This window comes from Desulfovibrio sp. GTC20076 (genome assembly GCF_055385905.1).
This window is the reverse complement of sequence record NZ_AP039366.1, coordinates 523372-540318: the sequence shown is the minus strand read 5'-3', so window position 1 is coordinate 540318 and position 16947 is coordinate 523372. Positions and strand designations below refer to the sequence as shown.

Here is a 16947-nt window from a genome sequence, read left to right as displayed (position 1 = left end):
GCCCCTGCAAAAAACATGTCCGCCAAGATATCCAAGACCAATGCCGCCCGTCAGCTGGAAAAACAGGGCATAGCCCATACCCTGCACCAGGTTGCCGTAGACGAAAACGATCTCTCCGCCGTTACCATGGCCCGCCAGCTTGGAGTAGAGCCACAGCGTGTTTTCAAGACCCTGGTTGCCCGCGGAGACAAAACAGGCGTACTTATGGCCTGCATACCTGCCGGTACAGAGCTGAACCTCAAGGCGCTTGCTGCCGCTTCGGGCAACAAGCATACGGAAATGGTTCACCTCAAGGACGTGCGCCCTCTCACAGGCTATGTGCGCGGCGGCTGTTCTCCGCTGGGCGGCAAGAAAAACTATCCTGTTTTTGTGGACGCCAGCGCCCTTGAGCAGGAAAGCATCTATATAAGCGCTGGCCTGCGCGGCGTGCAGATATGCCTGTCGCCACAAGACCTGCTCCGGGCCGTAACCGGCGATACAGCCAACATCGCCCGACAGGCCTGACCTTCCGCCTGCCGCCGTTTCATGAGCGGAATGCCGCCCCGGCGTAGCTCCGGCCCCCCCCCGGCACATCCGACCCATGTGACTGATCCTTTTCCCGGCAGGTGTCGGCACAATCCGCCGCCACGCTGTTTTTGCCGCAGACTGCTGCCTTACAGCAGAACACCGCCCGCAAAACCGGACGATCCGGCCCCGCCGACGCACGGTATTGAGCGCAGCACTTGCGACCCTACCTGCCCCCCACCAAATGCCCCCTGAGACGTCACTTCCCGTAAGCAGCAGAACACTGCCCCCCTTCCGGCCCATATCACCTTTGACTTCGCCCTGCGCGCTGACGGATTGCTGACAGGCATTGCGACAATATGAGCACACATCGCATCCCCGCAGGCTCCCTTTCCCGGAAACCGCGCCCCTTGACTTGGCAACAGTGTGCGCTACTTTTTACAGGCATTCTGCGCTACGCGGTCTCTTTTTTACGAAACCGGGCATGTCGCCACACCCACGGGACCCGCCGCCAGCACCACAGCAAACGGAACAGTCAGTATGACCACTACCAATACCGTTGCATCCGCTCCCCATATCGACGCTCTTGCGGATGGAACTCTCGAAAAAATAGCGTCCTTTCCTGGCGATTACGCGCAGCACCGCCAGTTGCTTGCCGATCTCAAGGAAGACCTGGTGGCCCAGTGCGCCTCAAGGTCCGCCTGTGCAGACATTTCGGAAGAACTGCGCTGGAGCCTTGCCCGCGACATGCCGGGTTTTTCCACCGATGCCCTGTATGTAAAAAGATATTCTCTGCTCAGCATGGCGGGCATTGTTTTTCTTGGTTTTTTTGTCGGAGGTCTTTTGTCCGGCCTGCTCGGCCTCATTGATATGGGCGGAGGCATCCTGCGCGTGGGGGCCGTGCTCGGCATGCTTTACGGCGCGGAATACCTGTCAGGCAACCCCAAGGCCCGTACCCGCCTACTGACGTTTCTGGGCCTGGGAACTCTCACCACATTCGCGGCCAGCCTTGCCGCCGGCATTTTGCGCCTCGCCTCCTGGGCAGACTTCAAAAGTGCCGTCTTTGGCGCAAGCAGCGGGCCGGGCCTGCTCAAGCGCTTGTATCTGCTGCTGGGCGCAGCCTTTCTTTTCGTTCTGCTTGCCAAAAAAACCACGTCCCTGGACGTGGAGGCCTTCAGGCCTTCTCTGCATCGTCAGGCGCAGGACCGCGCACGCTATCTCGCCACATTTTTTTCGGTGTGGGACAAACTCCATGCAGAGATTGACGCCCTCGGTGAAAGCGGGCACCAACCGCGGCATGCAGGCAAATGCCCCAGAAACGACTGCCCTCTGGCCCTTGGGGTTGCGCATCTTCTGGACGGCATGGATGAACAGAGCAGACACTTTCTTTCAGAACAGCTTGTTTTTATGGGCTATGCCCCTGGTGAAGACGCCAGTCACATCATATGGGATGAAAAAACCCACGGCGGCCTTTATGACACGGTGGGCCTTGTGGCCAACGGCGACCGCTGCCGCATTTTGCGCCGCTATACGCATGCCGGCGACAGCATTGTAAGGGGGCATGTGCAGAAAGAAGCCGCCGTAGGGGCCGGGGCATGAAGATACTCGGCATAGACCTCGGCACCAGTAATACTTACATCTACGGGGCTCACAGGCATTCTGCCACACCGCAGCCCGTGGTGTTGCCCCGCGCCAGCGCACCGGACGGCTGCGTGGAGACCGTCATTCTGTATGAAGACGACATGCCGCGCCTCATAGGGCATCTGGCTGAAAGCGAATATTACGCCAATGCGGCCATGCGGTCCCGGCGCAGCCTGCGCTGCCAGTTCAAGCCTGAAATAGGCGAAGACGGGTCCGGGGCCATGCGCTGGATGACAGATTTTCTGCGCATGCTGCGCGACGCGCTGCCCCCGGGCACACTGGAGCCGGACAGCCTGATATTTGTAGGCATTCCGGCGCGCACACGCGAAAGCTTCGGCCTGGCCCTCTCGCAGTGCTTTACAGACGCAGGCTGGCCGGCACCCGCCCTTATACGGGAGTCCGACGCGGCCATGATATCCTGCCTGCAGTCAGGAACCATCGAACTGGACGATATGGAGCACAGCCTGCTGATTCTGGATTTCGGCGGCGGTACCTGCGACTTCACACTGGCCGAAAACTCTGAAATCCTCCAGAGCGGCGGCGACCGCCTGTTAGGCGGACGCCTGTTTGACGACCTCTTTTTCCAGCTCTTCTGCCGCCACAATCCCGGCCTTCAGGAACAGGCCAGAGCCGACAATTGCGAATATTACGTTCACTGGGTCCTGTGCAAGGCAGAAAAAGAGCGGTTTTCAAAAATCCTGCAAAAAGACATCAACAGCGCCGTGAGCCTGCACCTCTCCTGGTATGACGCGCAGGGCGGGCAAAAACACGCGTATCTGCACGAGCTTACCTGGCAGCAGATCGTCAGCGCCGCGGAAAACTATACGGCTTCGGAGGCCCTGCTGGGCATGCTTCGCCAGTATGCCAACAGGGGCGCGCTCGGCAGCACCGCCGCAGACATGCTGCAAGGGCGCGAGGTGGCCCTCATATCCTGGTTCAAGGATATGCTGTATGACATTAAAAAACAGAAAAGCGTGGCCAAGATCATTCTTACCGGCGGCAGCAGCAACTGGTTTTTTGCCCGCGATGCTGTACTGGACGTTTTCGGCACAGACAATATTGTCATGAGCCCCCGAACGTATGAGGACATTGCCTATGGCCTTGCCCTGTACCCCATGCTGCTGAACACACACCTCAAGATAAAAAGCCTGCTTGAAGATCAGAGTGAGGATTTTTCGCAACGGGTGGCAGGTATTGCCCAGGGCATTTTTGAAAAACACACCAAACTGGCCGCGCGCGCCTGTGCCGAACGCATTGCGGCCCGAGACATTATGGGAGTGCTTGAATCCGCCCAGCAGTCCCGCAAAACCGTGGAAGAAATAGAGCAGAAAATCAGCGAAAAAATACGTAGTGATTCCGGACTGCTGACCATCATACGCGAACGGACGGAAGCCGCCCGTACAGAAATAGAACGGGAACTGCGCCAGCAGTTCAGCCGGTGGCTGCGCGAAAACGGCGTACACCTCGTACCCAGGCTCAATTTTTCGGCCCGCACCCTGAGTACCAGCTTTTTTGATGCCGTACAGGTCAAGATATCACGGCTCACCCTGCTGAACACGATGGACGTTATGGTGGTTGCCGTTCTGCCCGGCGTGGCAGCCTTTGCCGTTGGCGAAAAAATGCTGCTCACCACCGGCGAACCCGTGTCTGCCGTGTTGGGCGGCGCGGCGGCTTTTGCAGGCACGTGGGCACTGGGCAAGTTCGGCAAAAATTTTCTCCGTACAAAAAGGCTGCCCCAATTTCTGCTTAACGAAAAAAATCGTGAAAAAATCATCGCCAAAAACAAGGAGTACATCCAGGAAGCCCTGGAGCAGGCTTTTCAGGAAATCAGGCAGGATCTTATGGAGGACGCCAGGACAAAGATACGCTATTCGCTCAAGGCTCTGCTGCAACGCCTGACGGTCCTGAACCATATCCGGGTGGAACGCGGTCCGGCGACATAACCCATAGGCACATTTTTGCGCAGCCAGCCCGGTACAGCTTGATGCCTGCGCCCACGCCCAGGGCTTGCCGTGCGGCACTTGCCGAAAGTACCCTCAAGCTCTCCGCCCTGAAGCTGCGGGGGAAGGAGGCCACCCTGCGCATTCCGGCATGCAATACCGTGAACGCCCGTGGGCAGCCTCTGGGCCTTCCCCCGCAACCATGCACCTACAGGCTCAACCGTAGCTTTACGGCATGGTGTATTCGCGCACAAAATTAAAGACATTGCCTTCTATTTCCAGGCCTTGCGCTTTGGCCTTGCCATACCACACCTGCGCTTCGGTGGCGTTTTCCGGCACACCCACGCCGTATTCATAGCAAGCACCCACATAGCGCTGTGCCTGGGCATTGCCCTGATCTGCCGCCATTTTTGCCAGACGGAAGCTTTCGGCGGGATTTTTGGCAAAGCCGTACTTGCCTTGCCCGTGGTACAGCGCCAGATTGAACAGGGCTTCGGCATTGCCCGCATTGGCGGCGCTGGTCATAAGCCTGACTACGGCGGCATCGTCTTTGGGCACGCCCTGGCCCAGTTCATACTGGTACGCCAGCAGCACCTGGGCCTCGCTGTTGTTCTGCTCGGCGGCAAGACGGAACCACTTGGCGGCGGTTTCCATATCCTGCGGCACACCAAGCCCGTTTTCATAGCAACGGCCAAGGATGATCTGGGCACGGGCGTTGCCGTCAGAGGCAAGAGGCTGCACCAGTTGCAACACCTTTTTGTACTGCCCGATATTGTAGGCCACCCACGCTTCGTTGAGTTTTTGCTCTACCTGATCCGTCGGCTGAGCGCTTACAGTCATGCCCTGGAACAGAAAAAGCGCCAGAGCCAGAACGATCACCCCATAATATTTTTTCATAAAACCTCCTCATGGCCCGTATTCATGCCGGACCTGATGCATAAAGAGTAGCGCCGGGAAAAAGGCTTGGCAAGGGTGGCAACTGGCCCGGCCCCGGCGTACACACGATTTCCAATAGTGATCCGCTGTCATTTTTCACCGGTTTCTGCTTCAGCGAGGGGCTTTACGTCTTGTGGATAATGACAGACGTATCAATGTGTTTTTATATCATTTTCTAGCAATGCAATATTCTGCAGCAAGTACGCTGGCCTTCCTGCCCCCTTGACGCCCCGCCATCCAGAAGGCACAAACACGGCAAACACCATCGTTATTTCTTCAATGGGTCGTCTTTTGTACCCCAACCTGCTGCGCTCCGCCCCGAAAACCTGTTTTCATGCGGCGAGGAGTAAAAAACGAGGCAGATGAAACAATCCCCCTTGCGCCGCCGGAGAAACAGGCAGCGCAACAGGCGCGCACCTGAATGCAGGTTCAAATGCCTGGATACAGACCAGGAGGTCGAGCATGAATCACCCCCCGCACAAGCCCCCCCACGAATCTTCAGGCGGGCATGCCCGACACCATGACAACCTGCCCGCCATTCCGCATGACGGTCCACAAGATGGAGACGACAATACCGGCAATGACCGACGCCGTGTGCTTGAGGCAGAGGTCATCCTTGATGACGGGCAGGAACAGCAGGGCAGGCAGGACCAGACTTACGGCCCCGGCCAGGGGCATGGCGGGGGCAATACCGGCGGCAGGGGCTTTTTTTACAGCCGTAACTTCGGCGGACGCGGTGCAGGAGGCTTTGCGGCAGGTGGGTCGCCTCTGGGACATATATGGGTGTCACAGCGCAATGATGCCAACGCCTGCCTGGCTCCGTGCGTGACCTTTGCCATTTTTCTTGTCTGTCTGGCACAGTTCGGCTTTCTGGCCGGGCTTGGCTTTATTTTTTTTCATACGCTCGGTTCCATTATGGGTACGCTGCGCCAGATGCGCAGCATGGCTGCGGGCAAGATTCCCAACCCCTGGGCCTGGCGGCTCGGTAACTGGCTGCTTTCTTTTCTTGTAACGGCATGGCTTGCCGGAGGCTTCAACTAGCCGGTTTTCCGGCAGCACGAAAAAACATGACATCCGACCTGTGGCTGGTTTACCTGCTGGAATGCGCGGACGGCACCCTGTACTGCGGCATTACCCGTCATATGGAACGCCGCCTTGCGCAGCATAACGGCACCATATCCGGCGGCGCACGCTATACGCGCGGGCGGCGTCCGGTGTGCCTGCTGGCCAGCAGGTCCTGCGCATGCATGGCCGATGCCCTGCGCCTTGAACGTGCGGTCAAAGCCCGCCCGCGCCACAAAAAAAAATCCTACCTGCTGCACGGAGATGCCGAACAATGCTGACCGTGGATGTTGCTCTGGCGTTTTTCGCCGCCTCCCTTCTTCTTGGCATCGCCCCCGGGCCGGACAATATTTTTGTGCTCACGCAGTCCGCAGTTTACGGCGCAGGCGCAGGTGTGGTCACCACTCTGGGGCTGGTCACCGGTCTCTGCGTGCATACGGCTGCCGTGGCGCTGGGGGTGGCCGCCATCTTTCAAAGCTCCCCGCTGGCTTTTACCCTGCTCAAGACCGTGGGCGCGGCCTACCTGCTGTGGCTTGCCTGGCTTTCTTTCAGGGCCGGAGCTTCACTGGCGCTTACCGGAGGCGGCGGAACACCCTTTCCCGGTTATGCGGCCCTGTACCGGCGCGGCATTGTCATGAATGTGACCAATCCCAAGGTTTCACTCTTCTTTCTGGCTTTTTTGCCCCAGTTCTGTGATCCCTCCAGAGGCAGTGTGGCCCTGCAGGTTCTTGGTCTGGGTCTTTTATTCATGCTGGCAACCCTTATGGTTTTTTTCAGCGTTGCCCTGCTTGGCGGCAGGCTGGCCCTGTGGTTCAACAAGGCCCCCGGCGGGCAGATACTCATACACCGCGCTGCAGGCCTTGTTTTTGCGGGTTTGGCCCTGCTTCTGCTGTTCAGCGGCAAATAGCCGGAACAGGCAGGCGGCAGCAATAGCGGCGGTCCTTCGCTTGCAGGCGGCGGCTTGCGTTCAGTGAAATGGCAGTGGATATTGCTGGCGCCAGACAAGAAAGGTAATTTTTTATCACGCGGCATGGCCCCTTCACTCCTTGTGCGCAATAAAAACTGAAACCTGACACAGCATCGCGCCAAACCGGGCCGCTACCGGCTTGCGGCATTTCTTGACAACAGGTATTGCCAGGGGTATGTAGTCCAACTTTCGAGGTACAATATGCAGAATTACCGTATATCACTTAATGATTTGCCGCCCGAAGGCAAAGAATTCCACCTGGACGATCCGGCCATCTGGCAGGCTCCCATGAAGGAATTCGGCATGGATTGCCGGGTGAGCAAGCCCTTGAGCGCCACCATTAACGTCCTGCCCACTGATGGCGGCTGGCTTGTGCGCGGCACCCTTGCGGGCGAGGTGGTTCTGCCTTGCAGCCGTTGCGCCGAAGACTCCCCTTCTTCCATAAGCGCCCGCTTCGAAGATTTTGAGGAACTGCCCGACGACGACGATTTTGAAGGTCCCGGCGGCGGCGCAAGCCTGTCGGGCGCGCAGGCTCAGGATGAAGACGCCGAGAGCCGCCTTGTTTTTATAAACAACGTACCCATGCTTGACCTGGCGGCCATCTGCTGGGAAGAACTCATGCTGGCTCTGCCTGTAACCCCCCTGTGTGCCACATCCTGCAAAGGACTGTGCGCCGGCTGCGGAGCCAACCTGAACGAAGGCATGTGCTCCTGTGAGCACGAAGAAGGCGATCCCCGCATGGCAGTGTTGCGCGGGCTTACCCTGCATAAAAACTGAAAAATGACCAGAGGCGGTTTTTCCGGACGTGAAGTCGGGACGGATGAGGTCCGGGCGACAAAAACCGGAATGGGCAACGGCTTTTACGCCCCGGTTTTACGGACGTAAAAAGCGGCTGCATACAGGCGGATTCCTGCATGCTGAGCCTAGACATTTTCAGAATTTTTTACTAATCTGCTGAGTCTTGCGGGCGGACCCTTTTTTCAGGTCTGGCCGCCATACCCTTGCTGTATGTGTCCGAAAGGACGGAAAAGGAGAATACCATGGCTGTGCAACAGAACAAAAAATCCCGCTCCCGCAAGGGGATGCGCCGCTCCCATGACCGTGTGGCCATTCCTGCCGTTATTTACTGCTCCTGCGGCGAGCCTACCGTGCCCCATTGCGTCTGCCCCAGCTGCGGCACGTACAAAGGCCGTCAGGTAGTCGCCAAGAGCGATAACGAGTAATGAACGAGCGCCCCATCATCGCCGTGGACGCCATGGGCGGGGACTTCGGTCCCTCCGTGGTGGTGCCGGGCGCCATTGAGGCTGCCCGTCTTTACGACTTGCACGTCCAGCTTGTGGGCGACACCCCCAAGCTGGAGGCCGAGCTGGAAAAGCTCGCCCTCAAAGACGTGCATTACGACATTGTTCAGGCTGATGATGTGGTGCATATGAACGAAAAACCTTCGGACATCCTGCGCCGCAAAAAAAATTCCTCCATCCAGGTGGCCTGCCGCCTGGTCAAGGAAGGCGCCGCTGACGCCGTGGTCAGCGCCGGGCACTCCGGCGCCACGGTGGCCTGCGGCATGTTTATTATGGGCCGCCTGCAAGGGGTGGAACGCCCCGCCCTGGCCGCACTGCTGCCAACGGAAAAAGACCCCGTGGTGGTGCTTGATGCCGGAGCCAATGTGGACTGCCGCCCCTACCATCTCTTTCAGTTCGGCCTCATGGGCGATGCATTTGCCCGTGACCTGCTGGGCTATGCCTCGCCCCGGGTCAGCCTGCTGAGCATCGGCGAAGAGGAAGGCAAGGGCAACTGCCAGGTAAAAGAAGCCTACGAGCTGCTGAAGATGGCCCAAAACCTCAATTTTGTGGGCAATGCCGAAGGGCGGGACATCTTTACCGGCAACCTTGATGTGGTGATCTGCGATGGATTTGTGGGCAACGTGGTGGTGAAGATGAGCGAAGGCCTCGCGGCTTCTCTTGTGCGCATGCTCAAGAAGGTCTTTACCTCCGGGGTACTGCCCGCCCTTGGCGGCATGCTCGCCAAGGGGGCCTTCAAGCGTTTTGCCAGCACCATTGACTACGCCGAATATGGCGGCGCTCCGCTGTTGGGCCTTCAGGGCCTGGCCATCGTCTGTCATGGCCGCTCCAGTGCCCTGGCCATGACCAATGCCATCAAGATGGGCGGCACCTTTGTACGCAAGGGAACCAACAGCCGCCTTGCCGAGACCATCCTGGCCAACGAGGAGCTTACCCGCTTCTCCCGCGCCATCTAACCGACGGTATACAGAATGAACCCTCTCTGCCATTTGCTTGCGCTGAGCGCCCATGTGCCGGACGCGGTCCTGACCAACGAAGACCTCGCCAGGGTGGTGGACACCAACGATGAGTGGATTGTCTCCCGCACGGGCATACGGCAACGCCACAAACTGGCTGATGACGAGAACGCCTCAGACCTTGGGCTCAAGGCGGCCCGCAAGGCCCTGGCCGATGCGGGCATGGAGCCCGCAGAGCTGACCCACGTTATCGCCGCCACCTGCACCCCGGACGTGCTTTCGCCTTCCGTGGCCTGCATGATCGCCGGGCAGCTCGGCGTAGGCCCTGTCATGGCCTTTGACTTCGGCGCTGCCTGCTCGGGGTTTCTGTACGGCCTGTCCATCTGCCGCAGCCTGCTGGCTCACCAGCCGGAAGCCAAAATTCTTTTTGTCTGCACCGAAGCCCTCACCAGACGCGTGAACTGGAACGACAGAAGCACCTGCGTGCTTTTCGGCGATGCGGCCACCGCCTGCGTAGTCACGGGAACCTCGTCCAATGTGCTGGCCGGGGTTGAAGACGTGGTTTGCCAGAGCGACGGCACGCAGCGCGACCTCATCGTGGTGGGCGGCGGCACCAGCAGCCGCTATGCCAAGGGTGACACCATTGAAGACGATTTTTTCATCACCATGCAAGGACGCGAAACCTACAAGCATGCCGTGCGCAACATGGTGCACATCTGCGAAAACGTGCTGTCCCGCAACGGGCTGAGCACCGGCGATGTGGACTTGCTGGTTCCCCATCAGGCCAACATGCGCATCATTGAGGCAGTGGGCAGCCGCCTGAACATGACCGGCGATCGCGTTTTCGTCAACGTGGACAAGTACGGCAACACCTCTTCGGCATCCATTCCCCTGGCCATTGTCGAAGCCCGCGCAGCCGGGCGCATCAAGGCCGGAGACCGTATACTTGTCACCGCCTTCGGCGCCGGCCTGACCTGGGGCGCGGCCCTGCTGCGTTTCTAGGTCTTTTTTGCTTTGATAAAGCGTCCGTAACGGTGTTACCACCGTTCTACGGCGTTTCCGGCGTATACTCTGCTGCTGCCCGGACGGCGCAGCCCGTGAAATGACGGCTGCCCCGGAAAACGCGGAAAGATCCCGGCAAAACCGCCGGACGGGCATGCCAGTTGCCCCGAAGACGACGCGGCCGTGAGACAGTGCAACCGCGCGCATTTTTCGCCCTTCCGGCAGCATTGAAACAGGCGCCGGAGCGGGCTATAAAAACGACACCTTCAGCAAAGGCAGAACGAGCATGAGTACAGAGCATTCCACGCCCACCGCCACGCCTACAGCTCTTGTGACGGGCGGTTCGCGCGGCATAGGGCGGGCCATTGCCCAAACCCTTGCCCGGGACGGCTTTCAGGTTTTTCTCACCTATGTGAGCCGCCCCGCAGAGGCGGAGCAGGTGGTGGATGAAATCAGGGCGGCGGGCGGCCAGGCCAGGGCTTTTGCCCTTGATGTGAGCGACGGCGTCGCTGTTTCCGATTTTTTCACGACAGAGATCAAAGACAAGGTTGATCTTGCCGTGCTCGTGAACAATGCGGGCATCACCAAGGACGGTTTTCTTATCCGCATGAAGGATGAGGACTTTGATCGGGTAATCAACGTCAACCTGCGCGGGGCCTTCATCTGCATCCGCGAGGCCGCCAAAATCATGAGCAGGGCCCGCAAGGGTCGTATTGTAAACATTTCTTCGGTGGTGGGCCAAATGGGCAACGCCGGTCAGGCCAACTACGCCTCGGCCAAGGCCGCCCTGCTGGGTCTCACCAAGTCCTGCGCCAAAGAACTGGCCGCACGCCAGATCACGGTCAACGCCGTGGCTCCCGGCTTTATTGAAACGGACATGACCGCCGCCCTCGGCGACGATGTGCGTAAAAGCTATGAGGAAGTTATCCCGCTCAAGCGCATGGGCACTGCCCAGGAAGTGGCCGATGCCGTGGCTTTTCTCGCCTCGGACAGGGCCGCCTACATTACCGGGCAGGTGCTTGGAGTGAATGGGGGCATGTACTGCTAGCGCAGTTTTGCAGTAAAACTGTTAGCTGCTCCTGTGCGGATTGTTGCTGACAATCCGCGCCACGAAACATGCCCGGCTTAACGGGCCATCCCCGGCTGCAAGGCAGCCTGTGAGGAACCGGCAGCAATGCCGGGGCCTGCAAGGGCAACCCTGTTTCAGCCACTGTCTTGCAAAAGCGCGGCTGCACAACGCAAGGCATGTTTGTTGGCCAGGCAGCTAACGTGAAAACACGTAAGCAGAACAACCGAAGACGCACCCGGCACAGCCCTGAAGCCGGGGTTTGGATGGATATTAAAATTACCTGGAGGATACCATGTCTGATGTCGCCGAAAAAGTTAAAAAAATTATTGTAGACCAGCTGGGCGTCAGCGCTGATGAAGTCAAACCCGAAGCCAGCTTCGTGGAAGACCTGGGCGCCGACTCCCTGGACCTGACTGAACTGATCATGGCCATGGAAGAAGAGTTCGAAGTCGAAATCGCCGACGAGGACGCTCAGAAGATCCTGAAAGTTCAGGACGCCATTGCCTATATCGAAGAAAAGAAATAGCAAGGTTTGTTCGCCAGATATGCAGCGTGCGAGGGGGCGGTAAAGCCCCCTCCCGCACCAAAGGAGCATGCATGACCCGTCCCCGCGTAGTAATCACCGGCGTTGGCGGCGTTACGCCCCTCGCCAACGATATTGAGAGCACCTGGAAAAAACTGCTCGCAGGCGAGTCGGGCATCGCGCCCATCACGCTTTTTGACGCTTCCGCCTACGATTCGCGTATCGCGGGAGAAGTGAAAAATTTTGTGCCCGAAGATTTCATGCCCGCCAAACAGGTGCGGCGCATGGACCGTTTTACCCAGTTTGCCGTGGCTTCGGCCCAGATGCTGCTCAGGGACGCGGGCTATGAAGTGACGGACGCCAATGCCTATGACACCGCCGTTATTCTCGGCATCGGCCTTGGCGGCCTGCACACTATTGAAACGTACCACGCCAAGCTGCTGGAGGCCGGCCCCAACAGGATATCGCCCTTCATGATTCCCATGTTGATTTCAAACATGGGTCCGGGGCAGATTTCCATCTTTACAGGCGCCAAAGGCCCCAATATTGTCACCACCACGGCCTGCGCCTCGGCCATTCATGCCATGGGTACCGCGTTCAGCGAAATTCTGCTGGGCCGGGTCAAGGCTGTCATCACCGGTGGTGTGGAGGCCACGGTAACGCCCCTCGGCGTGGCCGGCTTTACGGCGCTCAAGGCGCTCTCCACCCAGTACAATGACGACCCCACCAAGGCCTCGCGCCCGTTCGACGCCAAACGCGATGGCTTTGTCATCGGCGAAGGGGCCGGGCTGCTCTTTGTTGAAACGCTGGAATCGGCTCAGGAACGCGGGGCCAGGATATATGCGGAGCTGGTCGGCTATGGCGCGTCGGGCGACGCCTACCACATGACCGCCCCCTGTGAAAATGGCGAAGGCATGGCCCGCGCCATGCAAAATGCCCTGCGCGAAGCCGGGATAGACCCGTCGGCCATCGGGCACATCAATGCCCACGCCACGTCCACCATGCTCAATGACAGCACGGAAACGAAGGCGATCAAGCTGGTTTTCGGCGCCCACGCCAAGAAGGTCAAAATCTCTGCCACCAAATCCATGACCGGTCACCTGCTCGGCGCGGCCGGCGGCATAGAATCTGTCTTCACCGCGCTGGCCCTGCATGATGAAAAGCTGCCGGGTACCATCAACCTTGAAAATCCCGATCCGGAATGCGATCTCGACTATATGGCTGACGGATCCCAAAATATCGCCTGTGAGTATGCCATGTGCAACTCTTTTGGCTTTGGCGGCACCAATGCCAGCCTGATCCTGAAGAAGTGGGACGATAAATAGCATGCCGTCCGCCATGCCTGCCGGTACGGTTCGTATTTCCGGCAGGCATCCGGCGGCGCACGGTTAGCGTCTCCGCGCCGCTACGGGACAACCCTGTTTTTCAGAAAGCTCCGGCGGGTGGGCATCCGCTCCCTTTCGGCAAGACACCATGCGCGAATCAGGTGCGTCAGCGCACAGGGGTTCGCACAGGAAATCCGGGCAGATCACGGACAACCAGGCCGCTGATCAGCGCCTTCTGAAAAAAAGGCCCCGCTATCGCCACGGCCCGCCTGACTGGTCAGCACCGTCCGAAAGCCTGTAACAGGCCGCCGGACGCTGTACTCTCCGCCGGGCCAGCCCAGTACACACACTGCCCGCCACTGTGGCGGGCAGTATATTTCACTAAGGATGCCAAGTTCATGGATGAAATTCTGCTGCAAGACCCGGAAATCGCAAAGGCCATTGCTCTGGAATCGCAAAGGCAGATGGGCAAGCTTGAGCTTATCGCCTCGGAAAACATTGTTTCCACGGCGGTGCGCGAAGCCCAGGGCAGCGTACTGACCAACAAATACGCCGAAGGCTATCCCGGCAAGCGCTACTACGGCGGCTGCGAATACGTGGATATGGTGGAAACCCTGGCGCAGGAAAGAGCCAAGCTGCTTTTTGACGCACAATACGTCAACGTGCAGCCCCACTCCGGCTCACAGGCCAACATGGCCGCCTACCTGGCAGTTCTCAAACCCGGCGACACCATTCTTGGCATGGACCTTTCCCACGGCGGGCACCTCACTCACGGCAGCCCCGTGAACTTTTCCGGCCGTCTTTTCAAGATCATCTCGTATGGGGTGCAGCGCGAAACCGGGCGCATCGACTATGACGATGTGGCCGCAAAAGCCCGCGAACACAAGCCCAGTGTCATTGTTGCCGGCGCCAGCGCCTACCCCCGCGCCATTGATTTTGCCCGTTTTCGCGCCATTGCCGATGAAGTGGGCGCAAAGCTTGTGGTGGACATGGCCCACATCGCGGGCCTCGTGGCTGCAGGTCTGCACCAAAGCCCGGTTCCGCATGCCCATATCACCACCACAACCACGCACAAAACCCTGCGCGGTCCGCGCGGCGGCATGATACTGTCCACGGAAGATATGGGCAAAACCCTGAACAGCCAGATTTTCCCCGGCATTCAGGGCGGTCCCCTCATGCATGTCATTGCCGCCAAGGCCGTGGCCCTGGGCGAAGCCCTGCACCCTGCCTTCAAGGTGTATCAGCAGCAGGTGCTGGATAACGCCGCAACCCTGGCCGCATGCCTTACGGAAGCGGGTTACGACCTTGTCTCCGGCGGTACGGACAACCACCTCATGCTGGTTGACCTGACCAACAGGGATATTACCGGCAAGGACGCTGAAATTGCCCTGGATACGGCGGGCATCACGGTCAATAAAAACACCGTGCCCTTTGAAACGCGCTCGCCCTTCGTTACGTCCGGCATACGCCTGGGCACTGCCGCCCTTACCACGCGCGGCATGAAGCAGGAGCACATGCGCACTGTGGGGCAGTTTATCATTGCAGCGCTTGAAAAACGGAACGACACTGCGGAACTTGAAAAAATTCGTAAAAACGTTGAAGAATTCGCACATCAGTTCCCTCTGTTCGCCCACCTTGCCTGAAAACATTTGCAAGGTTGCCCTTTTCAAAGGTTTTCAGATCTCCGGGCGTTCAGTTGACAGGTAAAAAATATCCGGGCCTTGTAAAGCATCCGCTCTGCAAGGCCCGGACGGTTGAATCCGGTGGCCGGCTCAAAAAACGCCAGAGCGGCATTCAGGCCAACATCCCCGCCGCCGGTCAGAAACTTCAGCGGGCTGCTTAAGGTCAGGCCGTACCGGCAGGCAGACGCCTGCCGCGATCATCGCGGCCCGGAGGTTTCGGCTTCCGGGCCGCCGTTGCGCAACGAGGCTTCACTGAACCTTGCACCTGCACAACCTGCGGGATACCGAAAAAATCTTGAGCCTGGCTCCGGTGAAACAGCCTTTATGCCGAAAAGCCGAACCGTCGGCTTGGCTTTTACGCTTCCCCTATGTACACTAGCGAAAAATTTAACGGATATCCCATGCAAAGATTGCCCTGGCCCGAGTACTTCATGAACATCACCTACCTTGTCAGTGGGCGCTCCACCTGCACGCGCCGCCGGGTGGGGGCTGTGGCAGTGAAGGACAAACGCATTCTCGCCACCGGCTATAACGGTGCGCCCGCGGGAGTTCCCCACTGTCTTGAGGTAGGCTGCCTGCGCGAACAGATGGGCATTCCATCGGGACAGAGGCATGAAATCTGCCGGGGGCTGCACGCAGAACAGAACGTTATCATCCAGGCGGCCGTGCACGGCATAAATATCAGCGGAGCCGAACTGTACTGCACCACCCATCCCTGCGTGCAATGCAGCAAAATGCTTATCAACTGCGGTATAAGGCGCATCTATTACGCCGAGCACTATCCTGACGAGCTTGCCACTACCATGCTCAAGGAAGCCGGGATTCAACTGGAAAGGCTGGACTTTACCCCACCCGCCATAAGCCCCCGGCCGGAGTAGCCATGTCTGAACTGGATTACACCCCCTTTATGCGCGAAGCCATCGCGCTGGCACAACAGGGCCGCTGGAAGACCTGCCCCAACCCGATGGTGGGGGCTGTTCTTGTGCGCGATGGACACATTGTCGCCAGGGGCTGGCATCGCGCCTTCGGGCTGGACCATGCCGAGGTGGACTGCCTTAATGACGCTGCCGCGCAAGGAGTCGACCCTTCTGAGTGTACGCTGGTTGTCACGCTTGAACCGTGCTGCCATCAGGGCAAAACTCCCCCCTGCACCGATGCCGTGCTGCGGGCAGGCATAAAAAAAATCGTGGTGGGGCTGTCCGACCCCAATCCCGAAGCCTGCGGCGGCGCATGCCGGCTGCGCGAATCCGGCCTGGATGTCATTGAGGGCGTCTGCGCAGATGCCTGCCGTGACCTTGTGGCAGATTTTCTTGTCTGGCAGCAGGCACAGCGCCCCTATGTGATTCTTAAAATGGCCGCCACACTTGATGGGCGTATAGCCACGCGCAAGGGCGAGTCGCAGTGGATCAGTTCGGAAGAATCCCGGCAGGAAGTACAGCGCCTCAGGGCCGGCATAGGCCGCTGCGGCGGCGCTGTACTTGTGGGCGGGGGCACGTTCAGGGCTGACGATCCGCGGCTTACCGTGCGGCCCATCAATGATGGCGAGCCTCTCGGCCCGCAGCCCCTGGCCTGCGTGCTCACCTCACGCCTGCCCCAGCCGGATGCCGATTTTTACCTGCTCAAAGAGCGGCCCCAGCAGACCGTATTTCTGGCCTCGCCTGCTGCGGCGGCCTCCACCACAGCCAAGGCCCTGCGCGACATGGGAGTGCGCGTTCTTTCACTGGGGCCGAGCCTGCGCGGCGGGCCGGACCTGACCCATATGCTGCGCACAATGCGTGAAGAGCTGGATTGCCCCTATCTGCTGTGCGAAGGCGGCGGGCATCTGGCCCTCAGCCTTCTTGAGGCTGGCGTTGTGGACGAATTCCGCCTGCATATGGCCCCGATGATTCTGGGAGACGCGGACGCGCAACCGCTTTTTTCCGGCCGTGCCCCCCTCAGCCTGGACGAAGCCCTGCGCATGCGCGTGACAGGCAGCCACATCAGCGGGGGCGACATCCATATTGAGCTGCGCCCGCTGCAAGCCGTGGAAGAAAAGTAGG

General features: G+C 59.2%; 17 protein-coding genes. 16 read left to right on the top strand and 1 reads right to left on the bottom strand.

Annotation, left to right across the window (positions count from 1 at the left end):
* Positions 1 to 15: 15 nt before the first annotated feature.
* The 3 genes from ybaK to ACZ495_RS02430 all read left to right on the top strand — a co-directional run bounded on the left by ybaK (position 16) and on the right by ACZ495_RS02430 (position 4088).
* Complete coding sequence (ybaK, locus tag ACZ495_RS02440) at positions 16 to 504, top strand: Cys-tRNA(Pro) deacylase (protein WP_012625226.1); 489 nt, start codon at positions 16 to 18, stop codon at positions 502 to 504.
* Positions 505 to 1044: 540 nt separating this feature from the next.
* A complete protein-coding gene (locus tag ACZ495_RS02435; protein ID WP_464262552.1) occupies positions 1045 to 2103 on the top strand; it encodes an adenosine deaminase in 1059 nt (352 codons plus the stop codon).
* Positions 2100 to 4088 carry an Hsp70 family protein gene (locus ACZ495_RS02430; protein WP_012625228.1) on the top strand — a complete coding sequence of 663 codons (1989 nt, stop codon included), beginning with the start codon at positions 2100 to 2102 and terminating at the stop codon, positions 4086 to 4088. The genes ACZ495_RS02435 and ACZ495_RS02430 overlap by 4 nt, the downstream gene beginning before the upstream one ends.
* A 225-nt stretch (positions 4089 to 4313) precedes the next feature.
* Here the strand turns inward: ACZ495_RS02430 and ACZ495_RS02425 are convergent, their stop codons facing one another.
* On the bottom strand, positions 4314 to 4982 hold the full coding sequence (locus ACZ495_RS02425; RefSeq protein ID WP_012625229.1) for a tetratricopeptide repeat protein: 669 nt from the start codon (positions 4980 to 4982) through the stop codon (positions 4314 to 4316).
* A gap of 501 nt (positions 4983 to 5483) precedes the next feature.
* Between ACZ495_RS02425 and ACZ495_RS02420 the strand changes: the two genes are divergently transcribed.
* The 13 genes from ACZ495_RS02420 (at position 5484) to ribD (ending at position 16946) form a co-directional block, all read left to right on the top strand.
* A complete protein-coding gene (locus tag ACZ495_RS02420) occupies positions 5484 to 6062 on the top strand; it encodes a hypothetical protein (protein WP_072311602.1) in 579 nt (192 codons plus the stop codon).
* Positions 6063 to 6088: 26 nt separating this feature from the next.
* Complete coding sequence (locus ACZ495_RS02415) at positions 6089 to 6364, top strand: GIY-YIG nuclease family protein (RefSeq protein ID WP_012625231.1); 276 nt, start codon at positions 6089 to 6091, stop codon at positions 6362 to 6364.
* Positions 6358 to 6990, top strand: coding sequence for a LysE family translocator (locus ACZ495_RS02410; RefSeq protein WP_072311601.1), 633 nt, complete (start codon positions 6358 to 6360; stop codon positions 6988 to 6990). Before ACZ495_RS02415 ends, ACZ495_RS02410 begins: the two co-directional genes overlap by 7 nt.
* 261 nt (positions 6991 to 7251) lie before the next feature.
* Positions 7252 to 7827 carry a YceD family protein gene (locus ACZ495_RS02405; protein WP_072311600.1) on the top strand — a complete coding sequence of 192 codons (576 nt, stop codon included), beginning with the start codon at positions 7252 to 7254 and terminating at the stop codon, positions 7825 to 7827.
* A 263-nt stretch (positions 7828 to 8090) separates the two neighbouring features.
* On the top strand, positions 8091 to 8273 hold the full coding sequence (gene rpmF / locus ACZ495_RS02400) for a 50S ribosomal protein L32 (protein WP_012625234.1): 183 nt from the start codon (positions 8091 to 8093) through the stop codon (positions 8271 to 8273).
* Positions 8273 to 9307: a phosphate acyltransferase PlsX gene (gene plsX, locus ACZ495_RS02395; protein ID WP_012625235.1), complete on the top strand. Its 1035-nt coding sequence runs from the start codon at positions 8273 to 8275 to the stop codon at positions 9305 to 9307. Before rpmF ends, plsX begins: the two co-directional genes overlap by 1 nt.
* A gap of 15 nt (positions 9308 to 9322) precedes the next feature.
* On the top strand, positions 9323 to 10309 hold the full coding sequence (locus ACZ495_RS02390; RefSeq protein WP_464262551.1) for a beta-ketoacyl-ACP synthase III: 987 nt from the start codon (positions 9323 to 9325) through the stop codon (positions 10307 to 10309).
* Positions 10310 to 10595: 286 nt separating this feature from the next.
* Positions 10596 to 11357, top strand: a complete 762-nt coding sequence (gene fabG / locus ACZ495_RS02385) for a 3-oxoacyl-[acyl-carrier-protein] reductase (RefSeq protein ID WP_012625237.1) — start codon at positions 10596 to 10598, stop codon at positions 11355 to 11357.
* 313 nt (positions 11358 to 11670) lie between these two features.
* A complete protein-coding gene (gene acpP / locus ACZ495_RS02380; RefSeq protein ID WP_012625238.1) occupies positions 11671 to 11904 on the top strand; it encodes an acyl carrier protein in 234 nt (77 codons plus the stop codon).
* A 71-nt stretch (positions 11905 to 11975) separates the two neighbouring features.
* Positions 11976 to 13226 (top strand): beta-ketoacyl-ACP synthase II, encoded by a 1251-nt coding sequence (gene fabF / locus ACZ495_RS02375; RefSeq protein ID WP_072311599.1) that lies wholly within the window; start codon positions 11976 to 11978, stop codon positions 13224 to 13226.
* Positions 13227 to 13624: 398 nt separating this feature from the next.
* Entirely contained in the window at positions 13625 to 14869 is a 1245-nt protein-coding gene (glyA, locus tag ACZ495_RS02370) for a serine hydroxymethyltransferase (RefSeq protein ID WP_464262550.1), read from the top strand.
* A 440-nt stretch (positions 14870 to 15309) separates the two neighbouring features.
* A complete protein-coding gene (locus tag ACZ495_RS02365) occupies positions 15310 to 15786 on the top strand; it encodes a deoxycytidylate deaminase (RefSeq protein WP_012625241.1) in 477 nt (158 codons plus the stop codon).
* A 2-nt stretch (positions 15787 to 15788) separates the two neighbouring features.
* Positions 15789 to 16946 carry a bifunctional diaminohydroxyphosphoribosylaminopyrimidine deaminase/5-amino-6-(5-phosphoribosylamino)uracil reductase RibD gene (gene ribD / locus ACZ495_RS02360; protein ID WP_012625242.1) on the top strand — a complete coding sequence of 386 codons (1158 nt, stop codon included), beginning with the start codon at positions 15789 to 15791 and terminating at the stop codon, positions 16944 to 16946.
* Position 16947 lies beyond the last annotated feature (1 nt).